Source organism: Pseudoalteromonas sp. AOP7-A1-14 (assembly GCF_052376275.1).
Taxonomy (GTDB): domain Bacteria; phylum Pseudomonadota; class Gammaproteobacteria; order Enterobacterales; family Alteromonadaceae; genus Pseudoalteromonas.
This window is the reverse complement of sequence record NZ_JBQSVO010000154.1, coordinates 1-6,510: the sequence shown is the minus strand read 5'-3', so window position 1 is coordinate 6,510 and position 6,510 is coordinate 1. Positions and strand designations below refer to the sequence as shown.

Genomic DNA, 6,510 nt, shown 5'->3' with positions numbered 1-6,510 from the left:
TTACTATATGGAATGGGTTTATTAAGTGGATCTGAGATAATATGTACTTGCTTAACAAATTCATAGCTGGCAACAAAGTGCTCGGTAAGTAATTGTCTGTTTAACATACTGTGACTGAGTTGCTCATTTAGCAGCGCTAGATCTTTAATATGATCATCAAACCAGATGTCAGCAAATTGCTTTGCAATGCTGCTTAACTCTTGCAGTTCAACATGCGCACTTTGCTCTAAGCTTCGATTAACATACTGAAAACTGAACCAAGACAAAAGACATAAAGGTCCAAGCGCAATAAGAATAAAAGCGATGATTAACTTACTACGAATTGATTGACCGACACTATTAAAAAGTCCTGGCCTAGCAGAGTTTTCCATGAGTAGTATCAAATAACTATAATAAATAGGTTACTTATATTAATGCATTAAAAACCACAAGACGCAAGTTTATGCCCTATGAGTTTATTAACTAGTTTAGCGTCTTGCTGCCAAAATTAGCACGCTAAAAACGCCACCCAATCCTATAGGCAAACAATTATTGTATTTAATCGCATTTTAATTGCAAACAGCTCGCGTTCTCATGTAACATTACATCTTTATTGCTATTAGCCATTTATAGGTGCGTGTGTTGTTGAAGCTGTGGTTACGTCGGATCCATTTAGTATTAGCATTAGTAAGCGGGCTATTTATAGTGTGTCTGAGTTTAACGGGTGCGTTACTTATTTATGCTAAAGATATTCAATACATTATCCAACCCCAGCAATGGCTCGTAGAGCCTCAACAACAGCCACTTAGCTACGAAAAACTAGTTAACACAGTCGCAACCACAACGGGTGAAAAAGTGACACGACTCATGCCAGAACAACGACGTGATTTGGCTTGGCAGTTACAACTAGCGAGCACACAGTATGCGAGTGTAAATCCTTATACGGGTGATATTTTACACCAGTATGATTTTTATTCGACAGTTTACGGTTTCACAATGGCGCTACACCGCTGGCTGCTTTATGAAAACGAACAAGGTGAAAAGTCATTACGAAACTGGGTATCAACGTGTGCGCTTATTTTTATCATTACCCTGCTTGTAGGCGTATATTTATGGATAAAGCCCAAAAACAGACTTAAACGATTAGTTATAAAGCCAAAAGCAAAATTACGTATTTTGCTGTATCAACTGCATACAGTTATTGGTATGTACTTGTTTATTCCGCTAATACTCATTGCTTTTACCGGTATAGCCTTTCATTGGAAAGATGAAACCAAGGCAGTACTTGAGTTTGTAACCCAAGATAAAGTTACTAACCGCCCCAGCGCACCTGTGGTTGAACTCCCCAGCGCCCCACAACAACAGCTAACTTTGGCACTAAACAATGCGCTTGCCTTTTTCCCTGATGGCGAACTGTATCGTATTTATTTTGCCAAAAAAACCACTGAACCAATCGCACTGAGAATTAAAAACCCAGGTGAGAGCCACGCTTATAGCTGGGTATGGGTAAACCCATACACAGGTGACGTGCTGCAAAGCTATGATGCATCTAAAGCTAATTTCACAAGCAAAGCATGGGATTTTAAATATAAACTCCACATTGGAGACTTTGCAGGCTCACTGGTGCAAATACTCTGGTTGTTTATAGCGCTCACGCCTGTGTTTTTTACCCTAAGTGGCTTTTACTTTTGGTATAAAAGACATTATCGGTAATACAATGCTTATAGAGTTAAGCGTTGTTAAAAAGTGCTAGTTGTAGACGCTGCAAAAGGCTGCATTAACTCTTTTGCTTTGCTAGCTTTGTCACTATCGTCGGTGTGCACGATTAGTACCCACTTACCAGCTCTAGTTGCTTTTCTAACATCATTAATTAAGGGATCGTGATCGGGCCTGATGGACGTGAACCCCGCCGCTAGCATGGCTATAAATAAACAAATCACGCTAATTGCAATATAGGTTTCAAATACATACACCTGCATAAAACTAAGCTCTAAAAACAACAATAAACTGCTAATTAATATACCAACAACAACCCCGCCAACAGCAAATATAAGATGCGTTTTAAGCAAGGTTTTACCTATATTTTTATCTTCAGGTTCAATTTTCTGATCAAAATGTGGGTCATGGGGAGGAACTTGCTTTAAATTGCTTTGCTTAAATTGGCTATCGCGATTTAACGTATCAAATGCATTTTCGGCCGCTTCTTCATTACTAAATATACCTGCAATTTTAGTGACACGGTCTTCACTACTCATAGCTGATGTCATGATCATCTCCTTTTCAAAAGTCTGTAACATCTTAAGTTAACTACTTGCACTATATAACTAATTACACTTACTAAATGCAAAATTAATACCATGCTAGTTGCAATATATTTAGCGTACCTATAAAACAGGATGAGTAATTAAAAACGTGAATAAAAAACATCTAACCATTGATTTTAAAAAGTTTATAACCTCATAGTAAGAATAAAATAAACAACTCATTTACTGTGCACTTAATTACTCAAAGTAAATCTAATGAGTAAAATATAGCCATGTAAGTAAATATTGCATTGTGCCCAATCAGCGAATGCAAACACAAACCAGTTTCGCCACCCTAGCGTTTAACTCGTCATTCTTTATTGTTCACCCTTATCACCATACATAACCGAGTTACTTCAAGGATCACATATTTAAAGCAGCACTGAGCTTAATTTCATCAACAATAACCGCCGCCTGCATTACTGATGATACAGCCAATAAAAAAATCTTAGCCAATCGAAAATCGAGTATGTCATTATTTCTAAAAGGCGTATCTTTGAAAGTATTGATGAAGTGCCTACTTCAATTACCACTGTTAACCATAAACAAATTAAGCGCATTTAAAAGTAACTCTTAATGCGGACCTTACTTCGGATACTGCCAGGTCAGTAATATGGGCAAACGATAGCAAAAAATATACCGCCGTTCAGGTCGCTGTTAATAGCTAAAATATATTTAACGTCAGTGCGTTATATCAATTGGTTGCAAACTGGCAAGGATTTATGGGTAGTGAAAACATACTTAATTAAGATTACGTTTCTGCGGCTCTACTCACTTATTTATATGTAAAAAATACAAATAACAACATGTTCATAAAGCAACCAACAATACAAACTTAAACGAGAATCAAAATCAATAGTAAACCAATGATTTAAAAAGGAAAACGCTTGATTTCCTGCATTTTTATACTACACTGTTCGCAACTAAGGTTTATGAGGTGCACCATTATGAAAGGTAATCAGAAAGTTATCGACAGTTTCAATAAGTTACTTGCTAATGAATTAGCAGCAATTGATCAATACTTTATTCACTCTCGCATGTATGACGATTGGGGATTAGATAAACTCTACGTTCGCTTAAACCATGAAATGGAAGAAGAAAAAGATCACTCTGATTGGCTCATCAAGCGTATCTTGTTCTTAGAAGGTGTACCAAACATGACCAAACGTCGTGACTTAATTATTGGTCATGACGTAAAAAGCATGATGCAAAATGATTTAACGCTCGAGCTTGAAGTCGTCGAGTGCGTAAAGGAAGTTATTTCTATTTGCGAGCAAGAGAAAGATTATCAATCTCGCGAAATTCTTGAAAAGCTACTATTTGATACCGAAGAAGATCATGTTTATTGGTTAGAGCAGCAACTTGGCTTAATTGAAAAAATAGGTACGCAAAACTACCATCAAGCACAAATGGGCGAATAGGAGCTAATTATGAAAGGTGATAAAGACATCATTACAGCACTTAATAAAGTTTTAGCCAATGAGCTTGTTGGTATCAACCAATATTTTTTGCATGCTCGTATGTTTAAAGACTTTGGTTTTACTGTACTTGATAAAGCAGACTATAAAGTCTCTATTCAAAAAATGAAAAACGCCGATCGTTTAATTGAGCGTATCTTATTTTTAGAAGGCTTACCTAACCTACAAGACTTAGGTCGTTTACGTATTGGTGAAAACAGCGAAGAAATGATTGCCGCTAATATGAGCTTTGAGTTAGACACACTAAGCGATTTAAAAGACGCAGTAAAATTAGCTGAGAGCAAAAAAGATTACATCAGCCGCGAAGCACTCGGTAACATTTTAAACGACCAAGAAGAACAAATTGATTGGCTCGAAACTCAGCAGTTACTAATTAAAAATGCAGGACTTGAAAACTACTTACAATCACAAATGTAGTGTATAAGTAATGTTTATAAGATAAAAAAAGCAGCCAAGGCTGCTTTTTTATCTCTATTTATAACACATTTTCGATGGGAAACAATGACATAAACCATGCCTGAAAACGACGCCAGCTTGATGCTTTAGGCTCGGTGGTAAACACCTCGCCGGTGATCATATCTCGCCATATTATCTCGTCACTTTCAGATTCTTTTAGCTCAAGTTGCCAAGCGTATTCGGGCATTTTCATTGCAGCCCAATGACTCAACATACTGCTTAACTTTTCACTTTGAATAAGCACACCCATCTCGGTATTTAAATTAAACGAACGCGGATCTAAATTTAAGCTGCCAACAAAAATTTGCTTATCATCCATAGCCATTGTTTTTGCGTGTAAACTTGACTGTGAAGAACCCGTTAGCCTTTTATTTTCTTTTTTATTTTTTAATGTGGTTTGCTCTCTGGGTTTAAGCTCCCATAACTTTATACCCGCACGCAACAAACTTGCACGATATTGTCCGTAGCCCGCATAGACAGACGCTACATCTGTTGCAGCAAGAGAATTAGTTAATACCGTTACATTAACTCCTTTTTTTATCCAGCTGGCAAGCAGATCAACACCTTCATCTTTTGGAATAAAATAAGGTGAAACGATCACAGCCTTTTCCTCAGGCTCACCCATCGCTTTAAATAAGCTTGGCGACATATTTGCAGATTTTTCATCTACAGGATTAAGGAGTTTATCTGGGTGATCATAAAACAATTCTGCTTGTTGCCAATCAAAGTAAATTTCATCAGCGATAAGCTTGCGTGTAAATTCGCTCGATTCAAGCTGTTTTACATAATCACTGTCTTCGTGAGTCACTAAATAGGCTTTTAACTTTTTAGAAATACTATCAAGCGATTGCTGATCGCTATCACCGCGTAAAGCTTCAATAGGGGAAGCTAGTTGGTGGTTCCAATATAGCTCAAATGCTTTAGACGCTTCAGGCACCACATTACCAACACTTAATACATCTAAATCAATGAACGCAGAGCGATCTTCTGCCGCAAAGTAAGCATTTCCAATGTTCCGTCCACCAGTAATAAACGTCTGGTTATCAACAATAAGACTTTTATTGTGCATTCGACGTGATAGTTGATTAAAATTAGTAATCAAGCCTAAAGCCCGAAACGTGCGGTTTGGGAACGGGTTAAACAACCGCACCTCAAAGTTAGGATGAAACGCGAGTGCACCTAAATCAAACTCACTGTCTGCTTGAGACATATCATCCAGCAACAAACGTACTCGTACGCCCCGCTCTGCTGCGGCTAATAGGTAAGCAGTAAGTAAATAAGTTGTTTGTTGACGATGATACAAATAATATTGTACATCTATTGTATGTTGCGCAGCTTCAATTAACGCTAAACGCGCAACAAAGGCATCAACACCATCGGCAAGTGGATAAAACCCCGACAACTTTGGGTGGTCATATCCCACAGTATCTCCTAATAATCTCAATGTAGCAGGATCAATAGCATAATTTTTCTAGTATATCTTGAGGTCGTAAACTGACACAACCCGTTTATATACCAGCAGATATAAAAAGCAGATTGATTTCATATATTACTTCACACAAATAGCGCTTTCTATTAACTAAATGAACGTAACTATAGCGCTAGCTGATTAATATATGAATGTAGGATTGGTAAAAAAGAAGAAATAAAATAAGCTTTCGAGCAAGTGTTAAGCTACTTGCTCAGTGATATCAGCAATTTGGATTAGCTTTCTATTGAGGATCTTTTTAGTACAGCCACAGCATTTGCCGCACTGACTACCGACTTTAAGCTCTTTACTTAGCTCACGCATTGTTGTTGCGCCTTCGTCGATTGTTTGTTCAATTTTTTTATCTGTCACACTATGACATAAACAGACATACATGAATACAAACCACTCTCAATTAGATTAATAACTACATACTAATCTAAACGAAAATAGTTATCAATAGTTATTTGCAGGTTTTTTTCTTATTCTTTGTTCTTGGTGAGCGCCACTTAAAATGAGATTTATTGATCTTATTAAGGCTTTAAACTGTGCCATACAAATCGAGATTCAATTATCTTATTAAGACCCTAAACTATGCCATACAAGTCGAGATTTATTAATCTCATTGAGTTCTTAAATTTAAGTAAGGTTGGCTTTAGGTAAATTACAGGTGAGTTGATAAATTAACTTTCAAGGGCAGAAAAATATTAATGTCCTACGTTTGATATTATTGGAAGTATTTTAATCTTCCGGTTTGTGCCATGAGCGGACGGTGATGACGCCGCACTAAGCGGACGGTGATGACGCCGCACTAAGCGGACTAAAA

Annotated in this window: 7 protein-coding genes; 3 read left to right on the top strand and 4 right to left on the bottom strand. The window is 37.1% G+C overall.

The genetic code is table 11. The annotated features are described in order from the left end of the window. A partial coding sequence (locus tag ACT3RM_RS16495; protein WP_444511424.1) for a hypothetical protein occupies nt 1-371 on the bottom strand: 371 nt, incomplete at its 3' end. Nucleotides 372-624: 253 nt separating this feature from the next. On the opposite strand from ACT3RM_RS16495, the gene ACT3RM_RS16490 reads away from it, so the two are divergent. Continuing rightward, entirely contained in the window at nt 625-1,692 is a 1,068-nt protein-coding gene (locus tag ACT3RM_RS16490) for a PepSY-associated TM helix domain-containing protein (protein ID WP_441836333.1), read from the top strand. A gap of 26 nt (nt 1,693-1,718) precedes the next feature. Here ACT3RM_RS16490 and ACT3RM_RS16485 read toward each other — a convergent pair whose 3' ends face one another. Next, nucleotides 1,719-2,246, bottom strand: a complete 528-nt coding sequence (locus ACT3RM_RS16485; RefSeq protein ID WP_441836334.1) for a hypothetical protein — start codon at nt 2,244-2,246, stop codon at nt 1,719-1,721. Nucleotides 2,247-3,229: 983 nt separating this feature from the next. On the opposite strand from ACT3RM_RS16485, the gene bfr (ACT3RM_RS16480) reads away from it, so the two are divergent. Both bfr (ACT3RM_RS16480) and bfr (ACT3RM_RS16475) read left to right on the top strand, forming a co-directional pair. Next, nucleotides 3,230-3,703 carry a bacterioferritin gene (gene bfr / locus ACT3RM_RS16480; protein WP_441836335.1) on the top strand — a complete coding sequence of 158 codons (474 nt, stop codon included), beginning with the start codon at nt 3,230-3,232 and terminating at the stop codon, nt 3,701-3,703. Between the two features lie 9 nt (nt 3,704-3,712). Further along, nucleotides 3,713-4,177, top strand: coding sequence for a bacterioferritin (gene bfr / locus ACT3RM_RS16475; protein WP_441836336.1), 465 nt, complete (start codon nt 3,713-3,715; stop codon nt 4,175-4,177). 58 nt (nt 4,178-4,235) lie between these two features. On the opposite strand, the gene ACT3RM_RS16470 is transcribed toward bfr (ACT3RM_RS16475), so the two are convergent. Beyond that, complete coding sequence (locus tag ACT3RM_RS16470; RefSeq protein WP_441836337.1) at nt 4,236-5,639, bottom strand: phospholipase D family protein; 1,404 nt, start codon at nt 5,637-5,639, stop codon at nt 4,236-4,238. Nucleotides 5,640-5,885: 246 nt separating this feature from the next. Continuing rightward, nucleotides 5,886-6,080, bottom strand: a complete 195-nt coding sequence (locus tag ACT3RM_RS16465) for a (2Fe-2S)-binding protein (RefSeq protein WP_441836338.1) — start codon at nt 6,078-6,080, stop codon at nt 5,886-5,888. Between the last annotated feature and the right edge of the window lie 430 nt (nt 6,081-6,510).